Here is a 19682-nt window from a genome sequence, read left to right as displayed (position 1 = left end):
GCAGGCTTGCGAAAAACTTCTGCACCTTGGCAAAAGCAGTTCACCGTTGCAGACGTTCGCGCTGGCATAATCCACCGCAATTCTGGATGGAGAGTGCCCATGTCGCGCTACTTTTTTTTATCCCTCTGCATGATTTTTTCCGTGGTTCAGGCCGACGAAAAAACCACCGCGAACGATGCCCATGATCTGGCTTACAGCCTCGGTGCCAGCCTCGGTGAACGACTGCGTCAGGAAGTGCCGCAGCTACAGATCCAGGCACTGATCGAAGGTCTGCAACAGGCTTATCAAGGTAAGCCGCTGGCATTGAGCGAAGCACGTATCGAGCAGATCCTCGCCGATCACGAATCGCAGACAGCCGAGCAGGCAGCCATGCCTTCGACTGAAGCCGCGATGGAAAACGAGCGACGGTTTCTCACCGCCGAAAAAGCCAAGCCGGGTGTAAAGGAGCTGGCCGACGGCATCCTGTTGACCGAGCTGACGCCGGGAAATGGCACGAAGGCCGGCCCGGATGGAAAAGTGCAGGTGCTGTACATCGGTCGACTGCCTGACGGCACCGTGTTCGATCAGAACAGTCAGCCGCAGTGGTTCAATCTCGACAGCGTGATCGCCGGCTGGCGCACCGCGCTGCAGAACATGCCGGTCGGCGCGAAGTGGCGACTGGTGATTCCATCGGATCAGGCTTATGGCGCCGACGGTGCCGGTGACTTGATCGCGCCGTTCACACCGTTGGTGTTCGAAGTGGAATTGCGCGGCGCGACCAGTTGATCGCCCAATAAAAAACGGTGCGCCTGGGGCGCACCGTTTTTGTGTCTTGCGAGGTTCGATTCAGGCCTGAACCGAATCCTCTTCCTTGTGTGCGGTATGCAACACTTCGATCAGGCAGTCTTCCAGTTCGAAGCGTTCGTGGAGCAGACCGCCCAGCTCCTTGAACTTCTCGGCAACGCATTTGCCTTCATCGCAAAGGTCGTTGAACGCGAGCAGCTTTTCAGTAATGACATCGATCCGTGGATAGATCGTCTCGGCCAGTTCCAGGCCGCGCTTGTCGTTGAAGGCCTTGGCCTCGCCCGTCAGCTGTTCGTAGATCTCGAAGTGCCCGGCCGAGACGTAATCGACCAGCACGCCGCAGAATTCCTGCAAGGGCTTTCGATCCTCGGACAGTGCCTGAGGTTTGGCGCCCAGCCTGTCATAGGCAGCGATCAATTCCTCACGCTCCTGCAGCCAGCGGTCGATCAGCAGATGAACTCCACCCCAACGTTCCTGAGCATTCTGACAACTTTCGAGCATGGCGATCTCTCTTCCCTTGTGGGTCATGCTGCTCTACACCCGCGCCTCTTCTTGTGAATATTGCTTTGAGAGGCGGCCGGGCAGAGCGTCATCGAGCAACACAATTCCAATGACACGTGCGGGCCAGATTATGCCCGCACGCCTATGGCTTCAAGGTACGCAGGAGAGAAAGTTCATACAAGTGTTTAATCCCTGACCAGCGCCGGGTGCGACGGTTGGCCGCTGAGTGGTCGCTGCAAAGCCATCCAGACCTGTCGCAATAACTGGTAAACGGCGAGGATCGACATCCCCACGAAAAACAGCAGACTCCACTCCGGAATGCTCAGATCGAACAGCGTCCAGGACAATTCCGCGCAATCGGCAGTGTCGTTGAACATCCGCATCAGCGCGCATAACCACGGCAGACTGCTGAACATTTCTTCTGGATTGGGCGCACAGTGCGCCAGTTCCTGCAGTGAATCGCTTTGAAATAACACCTGCCGCCACGCCGCCGTCGTGCCGCCGAGACTGCTCAGCAACGTCACCATCCAATACAGCGACAGGCCGACACGCTGCGGACCATGGACCGCAGCCAAACCACAACACAAGGTGAGGACGCTCATGAACAGGCGCTGGACCAGGCACAGACTGCAGGGCACCAGACCAACCGCGTATTCGAGGTAATAGGAAGCTCCCAGGGCTAGAATCCCCGCAGTGAAAGCCATAAAGAACAGGGAGCGTGAGCAGGCCAACGACATGGCTTATCCGTAACAATAAAGACAGGCAGTTACGGTAGAGGAAAGGGCCTCGGGCTTTCAAGACAGGGTAATGGCGACACTTCACCAGAGGTGTAGGGAAATCCCGACAGAGACGAGAGGATTCTGCGAAGTCCGCTGTAGGACTTTGTTCCGGAGGTGGTTTTCCGAAGGTTATTCAATCACTCGGGAAGAAACGGAGGAGCAAGCTCCTCCATCCCGATCACGCGCGAGCCGCCACCGGCAGCGGTGCTGCGAGCAAGCGCTCGTCCAGCAGACCGAGGCCCTCCTGGAACAACATGTTGCTACGGTCAGTGTCGCCAAGCCGTGCCAGAAGACGAGCCAGTTCCGCGCACGCTTCCGGATTGCGCTGCACGCGCAGGCTGCTTTCCAGGTAATCCCGCGCCTTGCCCCAAAGACTGGCTTGCAGGCACAGACGTCCCAGCGTCAGCAGCAGGCTGGCATCGCCCGGATGATCCTTGAGCCAGCCTTCCGCCGTCTGCAACTGCCGCGCCGGGTCACTGCCACGTACCAGACCATAGAGGCGCGCCAGATGGCTGTCGTACTTGCGCTTGAGCGCCGTGCGCAAAACTTCTTCCGCCTCGACCTGAGCGCCCAGCTGACGCAGTTGCTCGGCGTATGCCAGCACCAGCGCAGGCTCCTGACGCTGGGCAGACGTCAGTTGCTGCCAGGCCCGGTTCAGCGACTGCAAACCCACCGCACCATCCTCTTCGCGATGCGCCGCCAGGGAGAGGTTTTCTCCCCAGGCACGACGCTCGAGTTCGGTCAGTTCGGCCGGTGGCAGAACTTTGTCCTTGCGCAGCTCCGGCAACAGCCGGATCACTGACGACCAGTCACCGCGCTGCTGATGCAGGCGCTGCAACTGACGCAAGGTCTGGACATTGTGCGGATGGCGCTCGTGCATCGCCTGCAATGTGACCAGCGCACCATCGGTATCGCCACGATCGGTCTGCAACTGCGCATGGCTGAGGGCGATCGCCAGTTCGGCCTGCGGCTGACGCTCGAGCGCGCGCTCCAGCAGGCGATCGCTTTCCTCGTAGTTGCCTTGTTCGTTGGCGGCGCGGGCGGCACCCAGGTAATACAGCAACGGTTGACGCTCGGCTTCGGCGGCCCGGTAAAGGTGACGCTGGGCACTGGCCCAGCGACCTTCGGCCAGGTCGAGCTGACCGTGCTCGATCGCCACCTGCACGCGACGGCTGCGGTTGCGACGCGACCATGGATTGACCACGCCGCCGGAGGTCAGCACCAGTTCGACCAGCGCCTTGATACCCCAGACCAGCAGCCACAGCACCGCCACCACTGCCAGGGTTGCCCACAGGCTCGATTCATAACGAAAGCTTTTGTAGGCGACCAGCACGTAACCGGAATGCTCGGCAATCGCCAGACCCAGCGCCGCCGTTGCCGCGATCACCAGAAACACGATCACATACAGGCGCTTCATGGTGTCGCCTCCTGCGCGGTACTTGCGGCCGGTTTGGCGAAGGGTTTCACCGAGTCTTCGGCGTTGACGTTACGGCGCTCCAGATAGGCCTGCACCGTGCTCAAGGTTCCGGTGAGATCCGGCGTGTTGACGGTAACCGGTTGCTTGCTCAGTTCCGCGACCTGTTCGAGCATGATTTTGCTCTGCGGGTTGTCCGGGTTGAAGTTGCCCGTGAGGACGTCACGCGCTTCGGCCAGGGCCTGGGTGTACACCGGCGCCTGACCGTTGAGCGCGGCCCATTGCGCCTGCTCGAGCGCAAGGCTCAGGGCCAGACGCACCTGGCTCAGGCTCTGGCCGGCGAGCAGCGGCCGGACGTTCTTGTCGGCGTTGAAATCGATGCGGATATAGCGCGAGATCTGATCCCACCACTGCGCCCAACGACTGGCACCGTCGCCATCGGAAGTCAGGCCCAACAGCGAATCGCCGCGATCCTTGTACTCCGGCGCCAGCTCGGTGAGACCGACGACCTGATCGCGCAAGGCGCCCAGGCGCAGGAACAGCCCGGTGCGATCCGGCTGCTCGGTACTGCGCAGCGCTACAAGAGTTTTCGCCACTTGCTCGCGGGCGGCGAACGAGCCGGGATCGTTCTGCTCGCGCAGGATTTCGTCGGCACCCTGGACCAGCGCCTGGGCGCTGCTGATGTCCTGCAGGGCGGAAAGACGCAGGCTGGCCAGACGCAGCAAGTGCTCGGCCTCGGCCAGGCGCCAGTCCTTGCGGCTGGCGCCGAGGACGGTTTCCAGGCGTTGATTGAGGCGCTGCTGATCGCCCTGAAGTTGCGACACCAGACGCTGGCGATCAGCAAGCTCATCGGCGCCAGGCAATTGCCCGAGGCGCTCGGTCAGTCGTTGCTCGTTGAGCTTCAGGGTCTGGGCCTGATCGTTCAACGCCTGAACCTGACTCAACTGATTCTGAGTGCTGGTCTGCAGGTGTCGCACCTGCCAGACACCCCAGCCACCCACCGCAACACCGGCGGCGCCGAGCAGCAGCGCGAGAATGGCCAATCCGTTGCCTCGGCGCGGTTCCGCGGCCGGTGGCGGTGCATCAACCGGTGTATCGATCACAGGTTGAACGTCATCTTTAGGCAAGGCTGTTTCGCTCACGTATCCATCCTTTGCATTAGAGAACGGGCACGGGATGCTCCCGTAACGCCGTCAGCAAGGCCGCAGCACTGGCGCCGCGACAATCCACAACTGTTCGGGCCCCGGCGGCACTTGCCTGCTCGGCAACCCTTGGGCTTGGAACAAACAACGGCAACTGCGCCAGTGCAGGCCAGCTGTCGCCGGCCAGTTGGCGCAGGTGCTCGAAACCCTGTCCACTGCTGACCACCAGCCCGTTCAGGCGTTCCGCTGCAATCCTGCGGGGCAGCTCCTGCGGCGGATAGTCCGGCAGGTCGCGACGGTACAACTCCAAGTATTCGACACTAGCACCAAGCGTGCGCAGGCGCTCGGCCAGCAGCTCGCGTCCGCCCTCCCCGCGCAGGATCAATACCTGTGAACCGGGCATGGCCACCGCCTCAAGCAGACGCGGCAATTGCAGCAAGGCTTCGCTGTCGTCGCCCGCGTCCGGGAAGCTCACATCCAGCCCCCGATCCCGAAGGATAGCGGCGGTCGCCGCGCCCACGCTGAACCACGGCATCGTCGGCGTCGCCAGCCGCAGAGCGTCGAGCAGATCCACCGCGATCCGCGCCGCTGGCTTGCTGACCACGATCACCGCGCTGTAGCGCGGCAGTTGCATGATCGTGCGGCGCATTGTGTCAGAGACCGGCAGAGGGGCGTTTTCCAAAAGCGGCAGACAGCTGCTGAAAAACCCTTGTTCGGCCAGCACGGCGGCGAGCGCCGAACAGTCCTCCGCCGGGCGCGTGAGCAGCAGGCGCCAGGCGGTCACTCGTGACCTGCCTCGCCGTAGACTGCCTTGAGAATATCGTCGGCGCCTTGGCTGAGCAGGTCTTCGGCCACCTGCACGCCCAGCGTCTCGGCTGCCGCACGCGGTGCACGGGCTTGTGCGTTGAGCAGCTTGCCGCCGCTCGGCTCGCCCACCAGCCCGCGCAGCCACAACTGATCGCCTTCGAGCACGGCGTAGCAGGCGATCGGCACTTGGCAGCCGCCATTCAGGTGTTTGTTGAGGGCACGCTCGGCCGTGACACGGTCAGCGGTGTCGGCATGATGCAGGGGCGCAAGCAAGGCATGGATTTCAGTGTCGGCGCTGCGGCATTCGATACCGACGGCGCCCTGGCCACCGGCCGGCAGACTGTCGTCGACGCTGATGGCCGAGGTGATGCGATCTTCGAAACCGAGGCGGATCAGGCCCGCTGCCGCGAGGATGATCGCGTCGTACTCGCCGGCGTCGAGCTTGGCCAGACGGGTGTTGACGTTGCCGCGCAGGAAACGGATCTCGAGATCAGGACGGCGCGTCAGCAACTGCGCCTGACGGCGCAGGCTGGACGTGCCGACGATGCTGCCGGCTGGCAACGCATCGAGGCTGGAATACGTATTGGAGACAAACGCGTCACGCGGATCTTCGCGCTCGCAGATGCAAAACAGACCAAGGCCTTCGGGAAAATCCATCGGCACGTCTTTCATCGAGTGCACGGCAATGTCGGCTTCGTTTTCCAGCAGCGCGGTTTCCAGTTCCTTGACGAACAGGCCCTTGCCACCGATTTTCGACAGGGGCGAATCAAGCAGCTTGTCGCCGCGACTGACCATGGGCACCAGCGTCACCAGCAGGCCCGGGTGGGCTGCTTCCAGACGGGCTTTGACGTATTCGGCCTGCCAGAGGGCCAGAGCACTTTTGCGGGTGGCGATGCGGATTTCGCGAGAGGACATGGATCAATCCGTACTGAATAGATACGGCGGATAATAACAGCTCAGCCAAATCCACTTTGACCTGAATCAGAAACGGCGTGGCCTCCCTGGCCTGCAATGCCTGGTGAAAAGAACGAAGAACCGCCCGGAGCCTGCGGACTAAAGCCCCTGCATCATTTTGCGCACGCCCGCCACATGCCGGCGGCTGACGATCAGCGCGTCACCGTTGAGGCCCTTGAGGAACAACTGGAAGTGGCCCAGCGGTGTACGTTGCAGACGCTCGATGCGGTCGCGGGCGACCAGCGCGTTGCGGTGGATCCGCACGAAGCGCTCGCCGAATTCGTCTTCCAGCGCCTTGAGCGGCTCATCCAGAAGGACTTCGCCAGCTTCGTGGCGCAATGTCACGTATTTGTGGTCGGCAATGAAGTACACCACCTGATCCAGCGGAATCAGTTCGATGCCTTTGCGGGTGCGGGCGCTGATGTGGCTGCGCGGGCCGTTACCGCTTTCGGCGGCAGGACGGGTCAGGGCCGAGAGCTGGGCCCGGTTGGGACGTTCAGCCCGTTTCAGGGCGTCATGCAGATGTTCGGTTCGCACGGGTTTCACCACATAGCCCACGGCGCTGGCCTGCAGGGCTTCCACGGCAAATTCATCGGGACCTGCGCAAAACACCACGGCCGGCGGGGTTTCGCGTTCGCACAGACGGGCAGCCACCTGCAGGCCATCGAGGCCCGGCATGCGGATATCGAGCAGTACGATATCCGGCTTGTGGCTGTCGATCAGTGCCAACGCCTCTTCGCCATTGGTGGCGCTGGGCTCCAGGACTGTGTAGCCCTCGAGCTCGCTCACCATTCGGCTGAGTCGCTCGCGGGCCAGTGGTTCGTCATCAACGATCAGGACATTCATATTGCGCTGGATTCCTGCGTGAGTCTCGCACAAGGATAGCGTAGACAAGTGGAGTGACGTCCGTCACCGCGATCCACGCTAAGACTAGCGCGAGCGCCAAAAAGTGCCGTACGTCGGCTGGCAATATTTGCCGACACCTGCAACGTACCGCCTGAAGCCCGTCGCCGACTGCGTTTTACGCAGGGTATGCCAATGGCCAATACACCCACCCCTCTCTCTTCTTATAGTCGGTGGCCGGACCTTTGCGCGATCCGCCGCCACGTCGACCCCTATGTCCTACTGTAGACGCTCGTCGGACCGATATTGCTCAATCGGAAAATATCCTTGCGCAAATCCTCCCGCGACACCGGCGACTATGGAGGAGGAGATGAGAAAAAAACGTATCGACCAGTGTCAGCGACAGGATTGGCAACCCTGTTATTATCCGCGCCAGCGTTTCACGCCTTCTTTCTTCAAGCCGATACGAGCGAATTCATGAGCACTGACAAGACCAATCAGTCCTGGGGCGGCCGCTTCAGTGAACCCGTCGACGCCTTCGTCGCCCGCTTCACCGCCTCCGTCACTTTCGACCAGCGCCTGTATCGCCACGACATCATGGGCTCGATCGCCCACGCCACCATGCTGGCCAAGGTCGGCGTGCTGACGGATGCCGAGCGCGACAGCATCATCGATGGCCTGAAGACCATCCAGGGCGAAATCGAGGCCGGCCAGTTTGACTGGCGCGTCGACCTCGAAGACGTGCACATGAACATCGAAGCACGCCTGACCGACCGCATCGGCGTCACCGGCAAGAAGCTGCACACCGGCCGTAGCCGCAACGACCAGGTCGCCACCGACATCCGCCTGTGGCTGCGTGACGAAATCGACCTGATCCTGAGCGAAATCACCCGCCTGCAAAAAGGCCTGCTGGAGCAGGCCGAGCGTGAAGCCGCCAGCATCATGCCGGGCTTTACTCACCTGCAGACCGCTCAGCCGGTGACCTTCGGGCACCACATGCTGGCCTGGTTCGAAATGCTCAGCCGCGACTACGAGCGTCTGGTCGACTGCCGCAAGCGCACCAACCGCATGCCGCTGGGCAGCGCCGCACTGGCCGGCACCACTTACCCGATCGACCGCGAATACACCGCACAACTGCTGGGCTTCGACGCCGTCGGCGGCAACTCGCTGGACAACGTGTCCGACCGTGACTTCGCCATCGAATTCTGCTCGGCCGCGAGCATCGCGATGATGCACCTGTCGCGCTTCTCCGAAGAGCTGGTGCTGTGGACCAGCGCGCAATTCCAGTTCATCGATCTGCCAGACCGTTTCTGCACCGGCAGCTCGATCATGCCGCAAAAGAAAAACCCCGACGTGCCAGAGCTGGTACGTGGCAAGACCGGCCGTGTGTTCGGCGCCCTGATGGGCCTGTTGACCCTGATGAAAGGCCAGCCACTGGCCTACAACAAGGACAATCAGGAAGACAAGGAACCGTTGTTCGACGCCGCCGATACCCTGCGCGACTCGCTGCGGGCTTTTGCCGACATGATCCCGGCGATCAAGCCAAAGCACGCGATCATGCGTGAAGCGGCACTGCGCGGTTTCTCCACCGCCACCGACCTGGCCGACTACCTGGTACGCCGTGGCCTGCCGTTCCGTGATTGCCACGAGATCGTCGGTCATGCCGTGAAGTACGGCGTCGACACCGGCAAGGATCTGGCGGAAATGAGCCTGGAAGAACTGCGTCAGTTCAGCGACCAGATCGAGCAGGACGTGTTTGCAGTGCTGACCCTGGAAGGTTCGGTAAATGCCCGTGACCACATCGGCGGCACTGCGCCGGCGCAGGTCAAGGCTGCCGTGGTTCGTGGTCAGGCGTTGATCGCCAGCCGCTAAAAGCATCGCGGGCAAGTCGAGTTTTCGACTTGCCCGCGAACTTGCTCAAGGTTTTCTACTTTTTGGCGGCGATCATCGCCAAAAACGCCGGCATCGCCGCATCCTTGTCCGCTGCAATCTTCTGCACATGAGGATTCCGCTCAAGCCGCTCCAGCAGCGCCTTGGCCTTCGGCATGTCCGCCAGCAGATCCAGACCGAACAGTTTGTGCCCCACCGCAGCCGCCAGCGGCACGCTGTAGAGAAAGTACAAATCCGCAATGCTCAGGCGGTCGCCCGCCACATACGGGGCGAACTTGCCGTGACGTCCCAACGCCGCAAAGCCCAGCAGTAATTCAGCCTTGGTTTTCTCCTTGATCGCCTCCGGCAGCGCCGTGCCGAAAAACGCTTCGCCGTAACAGGCACGGGCCGGCAGCTCGATATACAGTTCGATCTCCTTGGCCACCGCCATTACCTGAGCGCGGGCAAACGGCTCGGTCGGCAGCAGCGGGACACCCTTCTGGCTGCTTTCGAGGTATTCGAGCATCACCATCGTTTCATTGATGTAGCCGCCTTCGGCCCCCAGCACCGGGACCTTGCCGCGCGGACTGATGGCCAGAGATTCAGGCGTAGGCGTCGGGTAGAACGTGACCTCTTCGAACGGCAGGCCTTTTTCCAGCAACGCCAGTTTGACCATGTTGTAGTAGTTGCTGACGGAGAATCCATAGAGCTTGAACATCACATAGCCTCCAGGCCGTGCGGGGTGGGCAGTGCCTGTTTATAGATTGCACCGGGGATTCGCGCCAGCAGCATCACGCCGCTGAATGCGGGTAAACTGGCGCCTTTCCTTGAGGAGCCTGCCATGAGCGAGCCGACTGACATCGACAATGATGAAGAAGAGTTCACCGAATCGACGCTGATCGAAGCGATCGAGAACCAGATCGAAAGTGACAACCCGCCAGCGGCCAAGGCAACCTTCAACAAGCTGACGCTGGTCGGCTACGAGCGTGACGACATCCTGAATCTGATGGCCCACGTGCTGGCCTACGAAATCGACGCGATGCTCGACGAAGACCGCGCGTTCAATACCGAGTGGTACGAAACCGCGCTGCGCGCGCTGCCGGAACTGCCACCGGAAAAGCAGTAAACGGCCCTGCCCCGTGGGAGCAGGCCTGCTCCCACACAATTTGTCACCCATCTCTGCGGCCTTCCGCCACCCCCTGACTACACTGGAATCCACCCCGGGACAAAAACCCTGACACGCGCACTGGACAGGCCGCGCCGGCAGGTTCACCTTAGGGGCGCTGTCGTCCAATTCCTAGAAAGTCTGGAGTCCTTATGTCGCTTACCCCTGAGTTGGTTGCCGAACTGGAAGTCCTCGCACTCTTCAACCTGGACAGTTCCCAGGAAGGTCTGAAAATTCATCAGACCGCTGCCCCGAAGCACATTGCCGCCGCACAACGCCTGTTCGAAAAAGAACTGACAGACCAGCCTGATGGCGGTTACCTGACCAGCCTCGGTCGCGATGCCGCACAAAACGTGCAAACCGTACTGACGATTCTCAGAGAGCAGCAAACCGCCTGATCCTCCCGACTTTGCCCACGGAAACCCCTGCCACGGGATTTCCGCGGGCCAGCCATGAACGTCCCCCATCGCCGCGCGATAGAAATCTGACGTCAAAAAACAAATTCAGCTTAAAACTCCTGCCGCTCAGGCGCTAAACTCCCGGACACCCGAGACCCCTTGCCTCCGAGCCCTGCGCGCCGGTTTGAGCCGACATGACCCGCACCCATGAAATCCGCCCCGACCTGGACGAAGGCATCGACCGCAAGGTACTCAGCCAGCTACGCGCGCGTTTTCTGAAACTCAATGAAGGCCGCCTGAACCGGGCGCTGGAAGGTCTGTCGACGCGCCAGCAAAGCGTGCTCACGCTGCTGCCACTGTTTTTCCACGTCAATCATCCGCTGTTGCCCGGTTATGTCTCGGGCAGTACGCCGGCCGGGCTGTCGAATTACGAACCCGACGCCGATGTGCTGGCCGAAGCTCAGCGCCTGACGCGCTCGTTCTCCTATAAGCCGCGTCACGGCAGCAACCCGCCACGGCCGATTCACGGGCTGTTCCTGATGGGCAGCCTCGGCACGCTGGCCCAGGCCGACCAGAGCGACATGGATGTGTGGGTCTGCCACGCCCCCGACCTTAGCGACAGTGATCTGGCCGAGCTGCGCAAGAAATGCCAGCTGCTCGAAACCTGGGCCGCCAGCCAGGGGGCCGAGGCGCACTTTTTCCTGATCGACCCGGTGCGCTTCGTCAAAGGCGAACGCGACACCCAGCTCAGCTCCGAAGATTGCGGCACCACCCAGCATTACCTGCTGCTGGACGAGTTCTACCGCACCGCGATCTGGCTCGCCGGGCGCACGCCGATCTGGTGGCTGGTGCCGGTCTATGAAGAACGCGCCTACGATGCGTACACCCACACCCTGATTTCCAAGCGTTTCATCCGCAACGATGAAACCCTCGACCTGGGGCCGATGGCGCACATTCCGCCGGGCGAGTTTGTCGGCGCCGGGCTGTGGCAACTGTTCAAGGGCATCGAATCGCCTTACAAATCGGTGCTCAAGCTGCTGCTGACCGAGGTCTACGCCAGCGAACATCCCCAGGTGCAGTGCCTGAGCCTGCGCTTCAAGCAGGCCGTATTTGCCAACCGGCTGGACCTCGACGAGCTCGACCCGTACATGGTGGTCTACCGCCGGATCGAGGAATACCTCACTGCGCGCAACGAGCCGGAACGGCTTGAGCTGGTACGCCGGGCGCTGTACCTCAAGATCAACCGCAAGCTCACCGGCAACACTCGCACCCAGAGCTGGCAACGCTCACTGCTGGAAAGGCTGGCCAGCGAATGGCATTGGGATCAGCGGCAACTGGCGCTGCTCGACAGCCGCAGCCAGTGGAAAGTCCGCCAGGTCAGCGCCGAGCGCCGGGCGCTGGTCAACGAGCTGAACTACAGCTACCGCTTCCTGACCCAGTTCGCCCGCACCGAACAGACTGTCAGCCTGATCAACAAGCGCGACCTCAACGTTCTCGGACGACGGCTGTATGCCGCGTTCGAACGCAAGGCCGACAAGGTCGAGTTCATCAACCCCGGCATCGCCCCGGATCTGGCCGAAGACACCCTGACCCTGGTGCAATCGCCGAACAAAAAGGAACCGGGCCAAACCCAGTGGGGCCTGTACAACGGCAGCCTGACGGCGCTGGAGTGGGAACACTTCGCGCCGATCAAGCGCAGCCGCGAGTTGCTGGAACTGCTGACCTGGTGCCACCGCAACGGCGTGATCGACAGCAGCACCCGACTGGCGCTGCACCCCGGCACCAGCGATATGAGCGAGTTCGAGCTGTTCAACCTGCTCGGCAGCCTGCAACAGAGCATCGCCCTACCCTTGTCGACCGTTGCCGAAGAACCGCTGTTGCGTGCCGCCGTGCCGAGCGAAGTGCTGATGCTGGTGAATGTCGGGGTCGATCCGCTCAAGCATCACCGCGACCTGAACATCCTGATGACCACCGAACGCACGGATTCGCTGAGTTACGCCGGCGTGCGCGAGAATCTGGTGCTGACCCTGGATCAGGTCACGCTCAACAGCTGGAACGAAGTGCTGGTCAACCGCTTCGACGGCCCGCATGCCTTGATGGACTGCCTGCGCGATTACCTCAACAACCTGCCGCGCGGGTCGCAACAACCATCGCTGCGAGTGCGCTGTTTCTGTCACAACCGCGCGCAATTCATTGCGCGCCGGGTGGAAGAAATCGTCGACACCGCGCAGACCCTGTTGCTCAGCGACCTGAATCACCGCTACCTGATCCAGGTGCAGCAGCATTACCACGTGCTGGAACTGGTGCCGGGCCAGGTCAGCCATGTCGCCCTCGCCACCCTGCCGGCACTGCTCGATTACCTTGGCGAGGAACAGCCGCGCTACAGCCCGCTGCACCTGGATCCGATGGCGCTGGAAGACCACGACCTGGCGTTGATCCTGCCGATGGGCCAGCCTGAATGCATTCAGGTGTTCTACCGGATCACCGAACAAACCGCCGAGCTGTACGTGCTCGACGAGTTCAATGCGCTGTGGCAACAGCACTTGCCCTATCACGACGAGCAAAGCCTGCTGGTGCCGTTGCAGCGGTTCCTGCAATCGATCCAGTTCCGCCGCGAAGCGCTGCTGCCGATGGATTCGGGTCATGCCGCCAGCCTTGAAATCTTGTATTACCAGTTATTGCCATCAGGGCCGGGGCGCGCGCGACGGGTCGAAATGCGCCCGGCGCCGCAGACACCGGTCAACAAACCGTTCTACGACGTGCAGGCGATCGTCGGCAAAGCCGCGCCCGGCGAAGTGCAGGTCACGCTGTATTGCAATCAACGGGAATTCAGCGAGCTGGAACATGGCGACCAGCTGTTCAGCGTGGTCGCCCGGGAGATCGTCGGACAGCGCCGGGAAAGCGAGCGCTACCGCTGCTATATCACCGACCTGGACCTGTCGGGTGTGATCGGTGACGGGCAGAGTTCGAGCAATCTGTATCTGCGTTACAAGGCCGACCTTGAACGCTCTCTGAACGAGGCGCTCGAGCAGGTCTGACGCGGGTTACTCCGGGAAATCACCGCCGTTGGCCGGCTGCGATTCGACTTCGAGCAAAGTCAGTTTCAGGGTCTTGCCACCCGGAGCCGGCCAGTCGATGTGCTGACCGACTTTCAGGCCCAGCAGCGCACTGCCGACCGGAGCCAGGATCGAGACTTTGCCTTCGTCGGCATTGGCGTGCTTCGGATAGACCAGGGTCAGGTGGTAGTCCTTGCCACTGCTCTCTTCACGGCAGTGCACGCGGGAATTCATCGTCACGACATCGGCAGGCACTTCATCGTGACCGACCAGGGTATCGGCGCGGTCCAGTTCGGTTTGCAGCGCGATCACGCCCGGCAGCGTGTCATCCAGGCTGTCGATCAGGCGCTCCAGACGTTGCACGTCCAGACGGGTAAGGGTGATGGAAGGTGCGGTCATGATCCGGGCAGACTCCTTTCTTCTGCACACAAAAAAAGCAAAACCCCGCCAAAAAAGACGGGGTTCTCACCAGGCCTCGATGGGTTGAGGCGTTTCCGGACACTATCACAGCTCAAAAAATATACAAGCTACGCTCCGGCGAGCTGCCGGCGCTGAGCCGCCTGCGCACAAATCACCCGGCGGCGCTCGTCATCGGCCGAACGCCACTCGCGGATGTCTTCGACATGGCGCATGCAGCCGAGGCAGACCTTCTGTTCATCCAGCCGGCACACGCCGGTGCACGGAGAAGGGACGGCCGGGCTGACGTTGCTGTAGAGCGGCTTCGGCGGACGGACGGGCGCAGTATCAGTCACGAAATCACAGGCCTTCGAAATCGAATTCGGTGCCGGCCTGCTGCTTGACGATGCGCTCGAGCATTTCGCCCAGCTGTTCTTCGCTCTTGTCGCACATCCAGCGTTCGCTTTCTTCGTCGTAGTCGAAGTGGAAACCGCCGGACACCGCGGCCAGCCACAGCTGACGCAACGGTTCCTGACGACTGAAGATCAGCTGGGTGCCGTTCTCGAACTTGACGGTCAGCACACCGGCCGAGTTCTCCATGTCGATGTCCAGGTCGCTGTCGTCGAAGATGTCTTCCAGTTTTTCCTGGGTTTCATCGACCAGATCGTGGAAACGGGCTTCGGACAAACTCATTGCGGCAACCTCAAAAAATGTCTGATCAGGCTCAAGCGCCGCAAGATACGGACGCTGCCAGCCGATTGCAAAGGATAACGACCAAGCGCCCTGCCCGGCGACGAAATATCCACCCGCCACGCGGGAAAAGTTTCCGTGCCGCAGCCCGAGCCCCGCCGGACGGGAGTTCCGTCGCATAGGCAAGCTGCCGGGTGGCCGGTATACTCCGGCGCAATTAACGCATTTTCAAGGATTTCGCCATGAAGCGCCTGATCTCTTCCCTTGCTGCGCTCGTCGCGGTTGCCTGCCTTGTTTCGGCTTGTGGTCAAAAAGGCCCGCTGTACCTGCCCGATGAAGATCAGGACCCGGCCGAGCAAGCCCAGTCTTCGCAAAAGCAGCCTGTCTCCAAGGCACACAAGCACGACGTTTACTAAGGGATCGCCATGGACGCTTTTAACTACCGTGGCGGGGAACTGTTCGCGGAAGGTGTGGCGCTGTCCGCCATCGCCGATCGCTTCGGCACTCCCACCTACGTTTACTCCCGCGCGCACATCGAGGCCCAGTACCTGGCCTACGCCGATGCGCTGGCCGGCATGCCGCACCTGGTGTGCTTTGCGGTCAAGGCCAACTCCAACCTCGGCGTCCTGAATGTCCTGGCCCGTATCGGCGCCGGTTTCGACATCGTTTCCCGCGGCGAGCTGGAACGCGTTCTGGCCGCCGGCGGCAGCCCGGACAAGATCGTGTTCTCCGGCGTCGGCAAGACCCGTGACGACATGCGCCGTGCGCTGGAAGTCGGCGTGCATTGCTTCAACGTCGAATCCACTGACGAGCTCGAGCGCCTGCAAGTGGTCGCCGCCGAGCTGGGCGTTCGCGCGCCGATTTCGCTGCGCGTGAACCCGGACGTCGATGCCGGCACCCACCCGTACATTTCCACCGGTCTCAAAGAGAACAAGTTCGGCATCGCCATCGCCGACGCCGAAGACGTGTACGTGCGTGCCGCGCACCTGCCGAACCTGGAAGTGGTCGGCGTCGACTGCCACATCGGTTCGCAACTGACCACTCTGCCTCCGTTCCTCGATGCCCTCGACCGCCTGCTGGATCTGGTCGATCGCCTCGGCGATTGCGGCATCCACCTGCGCCACATCGATCTCGGTGGCGGCCTGGGTGTGCGTTATCGCGATGAAGAGCCGCCATTGGCCGCCGATTACATCAAGGCTGTGCGCGAGCGTCTGGTCGGCCGTGATCTGGCGCTGGTGTTCGAACCGGGCCGCTTCATCGTCGCCAACGCCGGCGTGCTGCTGACCCAGGTCGAGTACCTCAAGCACACCGAACACAAAGACTTCGCCATCGTCGACGCGGCCATGAACGACCTGATCCGCCCGGCGCTGTACCAGGCCTGGATGGACGTGACCCCGGTCAAGCCACGCGAGACCGCTGCGCGTACCTACGACGTCGTCGGCCCGATCTGCGAAACCGGCGACTTCCTCGCCAAGGAACGCGAACTGGCGCTGGAAGAAGGCGATCTGCTGGCCGTGCATTCGGCCGGTGCCTACGGTTTCGTGATGAGCTCCAACTACAACACCCGCGGCCGCGCCGCCGAAGTGCTGGTGGATGGCGATCAGGCCTTTGAAGTGCGTCGCCGCGAAACCGTGGCCGAGCTGTTTGCCGGCGAAAGCCTGCTGCCGGAGTGACCCCATGCTGCTGCGTTTTACCAAGATGCATGGCCTGGGCAACGACTTCATGGTTCTCGACCTGGTCAGTCAGCACGCGCATATTCAGCCCAAGCACGCGAAAATGTGGGGCGACCGGCACACCGGCATCGGTTTCGACCAGTTGCTGATCGTCGAGGCGCCAAGCAATCCGGACGTGGATTTCCGTTACCGGATCTTCAACTCCGACGGCTCCGAAGTGGAGCAGTGCGGCAACGGTGCGCGCTGCTTCGCCCGCTTCGTGCTCGACAAGCGTCTGACCGCCAAGCGACAGATCCGCGTCGAAACCAAGGGCGGCATCATCGAGCTGGACGTGCGTAACGACGGCCAGATCGGCGTGAACATGGGCGCCCCGCGCCTGGTGCCGGCGGACATTCCGTTCCAGGCGCCGGAGCAGGCCCTGAGTTATCAGGTCGATGTCGACGGTACGCCGGTCGATCTGGCGGCGGTCTCCATGGGCAACCCCCATGCGGTGCTGCGAGTCAGCGATATCAACACTGCACCGGTGCATGAACTGGGGCCGAAGATCGAACACCATCCGCGCTTTCCGGCGCGGGTCAACGTCGGTTTTCTCCAGGTCATCGACCGCCATCGCGCGCAACTGCGCGTCTGGGAACGCGGCGCCGGGGAAACCCAGGCCTGCGGCACCGGTGCCTGCGCTGCTGCTGTAGCGGCGATCAGTCAGGGGTGGATGGATTCGCCACTGCTGATCGACCTGCCGGGCGGGCGTCTGTCCATTGAGTGGGCAGGCCCCGGCCAACCGGTGTTGATGACCGGCCCGGCAGTGCGCGTATACGAAGGACAAGTGCGTCTTTGAGTGAGCAGAAGCCATGACCGATAAGCCTCAGGTACCCGCCCGACAGTCCGGTGAATCAGCGTCCGAGAGCCTGGAGGCGGCAGCGGTTGCCGCGTACCTGGAGGCTCATCCGGACTTCTTCGTCGAGCATGAAGAATTGCTGCCGTCCCTGCGCATCCCCCATCAGCGCGGTGATACCGTCTCGCTGGTCGAGCGCCAGATGGCCATCCTGCGCGACCGCAACATCGAGATGCGTCATCGCCTCTCGCATTTGATGGACGTCGCCCGGGACAACGATCGCCTGTTCGACAAGACCCGTCGCCTGATCCTTGCACTGATGGACGCTGCCACCCTGGAAGACGTGGTGATCAGCGTCGAAGACAGCCTGCGCCAGGATTTCCAAGTGCCCTTCGTCAGCCTGATCCTGCTCGGCGACAACCCGGCCCCGGTCGGCCGCTGGGTGACCCACGCCGACGCGCAAACCGCCATCGGCGGATTGCTCACTGAAGGCAAGAGCGTCAGCGGCAGCCTGCGCGAACATGAACTGGACTTCCTGTTCGGCGAAGAGCAGCGCAAGCAGATCGGCTCCACCGCCGTGGTCGCCGTCAGCCACCAGGGCATCCACGGAATCCTGGCCATCGCCAGCCGTGACCCGCAGCACTACAAGAGTTCGGTCGGCACGCTGTTCCTCAGCTACATCGCCGAAGTCATGGGTCGCGTGCTGCCACGGGTCAACAGCTCCCTGCGCTCGGTACGCTGACCATGGAACGGCAACTGGACGCTTACTGCGAACACCTGCGCAGTGAGCGGCAGGTGTCGCCGCATACGCTGTCGGCCTACCGGCGCGATCTCGATAAAGTCCTCGGCTGGTGCATCAAACAGAACATCGGCAGCTGGCAGGCGCTCGACATCCAGCGCCTGCGCAGCCTGATCGCCCGCCTGCATGCCCAAGGCCAGTCCTCGCGCAGTCTGGCCCGCCTGCTCTCGGCGGTGCGCGGGCTCTATCACTATCTGAATCGCGAATGTCTCTGCGATCACGATCCCGCAACGGGTCTCGCACCACCGAAAGGTGAACGTCGCCTGCCGAAAACCCTCGATACCGACCGAGCGCTGCAACTGCTCGAAGGCGCAGTCGAGGACGACTTTCTGGCCCGGCGCGATCAGGCGATTCTGGAATTGTTCTATTCCTCCGGCCTGCGGCTGTCGGAGCTGACCGGGCTCAATCTCGATCAGCTCGATCTGGCCGACGGCATGGTCCAGGTGCTCGGCAAGGGCAGCAAGACACGCCTGCTGCCCGTCGGCAAAAAGGCTCGGGAAGCGCTGGAGCAATGGCTGCCGCTGCGGGCGCTGACCAACCCGTCGGACGACGCCGTGTTCGTCAGCCAGCAAGGCCGCCGCCTCGGCCCGCGAGCGATTCAGGTGCGGGTCAAACTGGCGGGCGAGCGCGAACTGGGGCAGAACCTGCACCCGCACATGCTGCGGCACTCCTTCGCCAGCCATTTGCTCGAGTCCTCCCAGGACCTGCGTGCGGTGCAGGAACTGCTCGGCCACTCGGACATCAAGACCACCCAGATCTATACCCACCTGGACTTCCAGCACCTGGCGGCGGTCTATGACAGCGCCCATCCACGGGCCAAACGCATGAAAGGCGATGATTCATGAGCATCCAGTTGATCACCTTCGACCTCGACGACACCCTGTGGGATACCGCCCCGGTGATCGTCAGCGCAGAAGCGGTTTTGCGCGAATGGCTGAGCGAACATGCACCGAAGCTGGGCGCGGTGCCGGTGGAGCATCTGTGGTCGATCCGCGAGCGCGTGCTGAGCAGCGAACCGGGACTCAAGCACCGCATCAGCGCGCTGCGCCGGCGAGTGCTGTTCCATGCTTTGGAAGAGTCCGGGTACGCCCACGGCGAAGCATCGGAGCTGGCAGACAAGAGTTTTGAAGTGTTCCTGCATGCGCGGCATCAGATCGAGGTGTTCCCGGAAGTCGAGCCGATCCTGGAAACCCTGGCCAAACACTACGCCCTCGGCGTGGTCACCAACGGCAACGCCGATGTGCGTCGGTTGGGGCTGGCGGACTACTTCAAGTTTGCGCTGTGCGCCGAAGACATCGGCATCGCCAAGCCGGATGCGCGACTGTTCCATGAAGCGTTGCAGCGCGGCGGCGTCAGCGCCGAAGCGGCGGTGCATATTGGCGATCACCCGGGGGATGACATCGCCGGGGCGCAGCAGGCCGGTCTGCGAGCGATCTGGTTCAACCCCGCCGGCAAGGTCTGGGAAGCGGAGCGCCTGCCGGATGCCGAGATTCGTAGCCTGAACGATCTGCCCGCAGTGCTCGCCCGCTGGAACAGCCGCGGCTAACTTTCTTTCGCCCATGAAAAAGCCCGCAGCGACGG

At 62.2% G+C, this 19682-nt stretch carries 22 protein-coding genes; 11 read left to right on the top strand and 11 right to left on the bottom strand.

What is annotated here, in order from left to right:
- Positions 1 to 99 precede the first annotated feature (99 nt).
- On the top strand, positions 100 to 765 hold the full coding sequence (locus ACODTD_RS12930) for an FKBP-type peptidyl-prolyl cis-trans isomerase (RefSeq protein ID WP_221615796.1): 666 nt from the start codon (positions 100 to 102) through the stop codon (positions 763 to 765).
- A 60-nt stretch (positions 766 to 825) separates the two neighbouring features.
- Here ACODTD_RS12930 and ACODTD_RS12925 read toward each other — a convergent pair whose 3' ends face one another.
- The 7 genes from ACODTD_RS12925 to ACODTD_RS12895 form a co-directional block, all read right to left on the bottom strand.
- Positions 826 to 1284 (bottom strand): Rsd/AlgQ family anti-sigma factor, encoded by a 459-nt coding sequence (locus ACODTD_RS12925; RefSeq protein WP_041475458.1) that lies wholly within the window; start codon positions 1282 to 1284, stop codon positions 826 to 828.
- 185 nt (positions 1285 to 1469) lie between these two features.
- Complete coding sequence (locus ACODTD_RS12920; RefSeq protein ID WP_011336511.1) at positions 1470 to 2021, bottom strand: disulfide bond formation protein B; 552 nt, start codon at positions 2019 to 2021, stop codon at positions 1470 to 1472.
- Positions 2022 to 2241: 220 nt separating this feature from the next.
- Positions 2242 to 3480: a heme biosynthesis protein HemY gene (locus ACODTD_RS12915; RefSeq protein WP_011336512.1), complete on the bottom strand. Its 1239-nt coding sequence runs from the start codon at positions 3478 to 3480 to the stop codon at positions 2242 to 2244.
- On the bottom strand, positions 3477 to 4619 hold the full coding sequence (locus ACODTD_RS12910; protein ID WP_489104902.1) for a uroporphyrinogen-III C-methyltransferase: 1143 nt from the start codon (positions 4617 to 4619) through the stop codon (positions 3477 to 3479). The genes ACODTD_RS12915 and ACODTD_RS12910 overlap by 4 nt, the downstream gene beginning before the upstream one ends.
- 16 nt (positions 4620 to 4635) lie before the next feature.
- Positions 4636 to 5403: a uroporphyrinogen-III synthase gene (locus ACODTD_RS12905; RefSeq protein ID WP_489104901.1), complete on the bottom strand. Its 768-nt coding sequence runs from the start codon at positions 5401 to 5403 to the stop codon at positions 4636 to 4638.
- The gene (hemC, locus tag ACODTD_RS12900; protein WP_011336515.1) at positions 5400 to 6341 is read right to left on the bottom strand and encodes a hydroxymethylbilane synthase; all 942 of its coding nucleotides are present in this window, start codon (positions 6339 to 6341) and stop codon (positions 5400 to 5402) included. Before hemC ends, ACODTD_RS12905 begins: the two co-directional genes overlap by 4 nt.
- Positions 6342 to 6479: 138 nt before the next feature.
- Complete coding sequence (locus ACODTD_RS12895; protein WP_011336516.1) at positions 6480 to 7226, bottom strand: LytR/AlgR family response regulator transcription factor; 747 nt, start codon at positions 7224 to 7226, stop codon at positions 6480 to 6482.
- A gap of 474 nt (positions 7227 to 7700) precedes the next feature.
- On the opposite strand from ACODTD_RS12895, the gene argH reads away from it, so the two are divergent.
- The gene (gene argH, locus ACODTD_RS12890; protein ID WP_011336517.1) at positions 7701 to 9095 is read left to right on the top strand and encodes an argininosuccinate lyase; all 1395 of its coding nucleotides are present in this window, start codon (positions 7701 to 7703) and stop codon (positions 9093 to 9095) included.
- A gap of 55 nt (positions 9096 to 9150) precedes the next feature.
- Here the strand turns inward: argH and ACODTD_RS12885 are convergent, their stop codons facing one another.
- Positions 9151 to 9810, bottom strand: a complete 660-nt coding sequence (locus tag ACODTD_RS12885) for a glutathione S-transferase family protein (RefSeq protein ID WP_201818816.1) — start codon at positions 9808 to 9810, stop codon at positions 9151 to 9153.
- 123 nt (positions 9811 to 9933) lie between these two features.
- Between ACODTD_RS12885 and ACODTD_RS12880 the strand changes: the two genes are divergently transcribed.
- From ACODTD_RS12880 to ACODTD_RS12870, 3 genes are all read left to right on the top strand, one after another.
- On the top strand, positions 9934 to 10218 hold the full coding sequence (locus ACODTD_RS12880) for a hypothetical protein (RefSeq protein WP_027610447.1): 285 nt from the start codon (positions 9934 to 9936) through the stop codon (positions 10216 to 10218).
- 191 nt (positions 10219 to 10409) lie between these two features.
- On the top strand, positions 10410 to 10655 hold the full coding sequence (locus ACODTD_RS12875) for a TIGR02647 family protein (protein WP_127648051.1): 246 nt from the start codon (positions 10410 to 10412) through the stop codon (positions 10653 to 10655).
- A gap of 194 nt (positions 10656 to 10849) precedes the next feature.
- Positions 10850 to 13693: a class I adenylate cyclase gene (locus ACODTD_RS12870; protein ID WP_285354312.1), complete on the top strand. Its 2844-nt coding sequence runs from the start codon at positions 10850 to 10852 to the stop codon at positions 13691 to 13693.
- 6 nt (positions 13694 to 13699) lie between these two features.
- On the opposite strand, the gene rnk is transcribed toward ACODTD_RS12870, so the two are convergent.
- From rnk to cyaY, 3 genes are all read right to left on the bottom strand, one after another.
- Positions 13700 to 14110, bottom strand: coding sequence for a nucleoside diphosphate kinase regulator (gene rnk / locus ACODTD_RS12865; RefSeq protein ID WP_007951886.1), 411 nt, complete (start codon positions 14108 to 14110; stop codon positions 13700 to 13702).
- Positions 14111 to 14238: 128 nt separating this feature from the next.
- Positions 14239 to 14463, bottom strand: a complete 225-nt coding sequence (locus ACODTD_RS12860; protein WP_045121669.1) for a DUF1289 domain-containing protein — start codon at positions 14461 to 14463, stop codon at positions 14239 to 14241.
- A 4-nt stretch (positions 14464 to 14467) separates the two neighbouring features.
- Complete coding sequence (cyaY, locus tag ACODTD_RS12855) at positions 14468 to 14800, bottom strand: iron donor protein CyaY (RefSeq protein WP_007951887.1); 333 nt, start codon at positions 14798 to 14800, stop codon at positions 14468 to 14470.
- A 239-nt stretch (positions 14801 to 15039) separates the two neighbouring features.
- Between cyaY and lptM the strand changes: the two genes are divergently transcribed.
- The 6 genes from lptM to ACODTD_RS12825 are packed head-to-tail and all read left to right on the top strand — an operon-like array spanning position 15040 to position 19647.
- A complete protein-coding gene (lptM, locus tag ACODTD_RS12850) occupies positions 15040 to 15213 on the top strand; it encodes an LPS translocon maturation chaperone LptM (RefSeq protein WP_007951888.1) in 174 nt (57 codons plus the stop codon).
- Between the two features lie 9 nt (positions 15214 to 15222).
- Complete coding sequence (gene lysA, locus ACODTD_RS12845) at positions 15223 to 16470, top strand: diaminopimelate decarboxylase (RefSeq protein ID WP_007951889.1); 1248 nt, start codon at positions 15223 to 15225, stop codon at positions 16468 to 16470.
- 4 nt (positions 16471 to 16474) lie between these two features.
- Positions 16475 to 17305, top strand: a complete 831-nt coding sequence (gene dapF, locus ACODTD_RS12840; protein WP_011336523.1) for a diaminopimelate epimerase — start codon at positions 16475 to 16477, stop codon at positions 17303 to 17305.
- 13 nt (positions 17306 to 17318) lie between these two features.
- Positions 17319 to 18044: a DUF484 family protein gene (locus ACODTD_RS12835; RefSeq protein ID WP_007951894.1), complete on the top strand. Its 726-nt coding sequence runs from the start codon at positions 17319 to 17321 to the stop codon at positions 18042 to 18044.
- A gap of 2 nt (positions 18045 to 18046) precedes the next feature.
- Positions 18047 to 18946 (top strand): tyrosine recombinase XerC, encoded by a 900-nt coding sequence (gene xerC, locus ACODTD_RS12830; RefSeq protein ID WP_011336524.1) that lies wholly within the window; start codon positions 18047 to 18049, stop codon positions 18944 to 18946.
- Positions 18943 to 19647 carry an HAD family hydrolase gene (locus ACODTD_RS12825; RefSeq protein ID WP_011336525.1) on the top strand — a complete coding sequence of 235 codons (705 nt, stop codon included), beginning with the start codon at positions 18943 to 18945 and terminating at the stop codon, positions 19645 to 19647. Before xerC ends, ACODTD_RS12825 begins: the two co-directional genes overlap by 4 nt.
- Positions 19648 to 19682: the final 35 nt, after the last annotated feature.

Source organism: Pseudomonas sp. FG35 (genome assembly GCF_057809295.1).
Note: the sequence above shows the minus strand (reverse complement) of the source record. Positions and strands in the feature narration are given on the sequence as shown.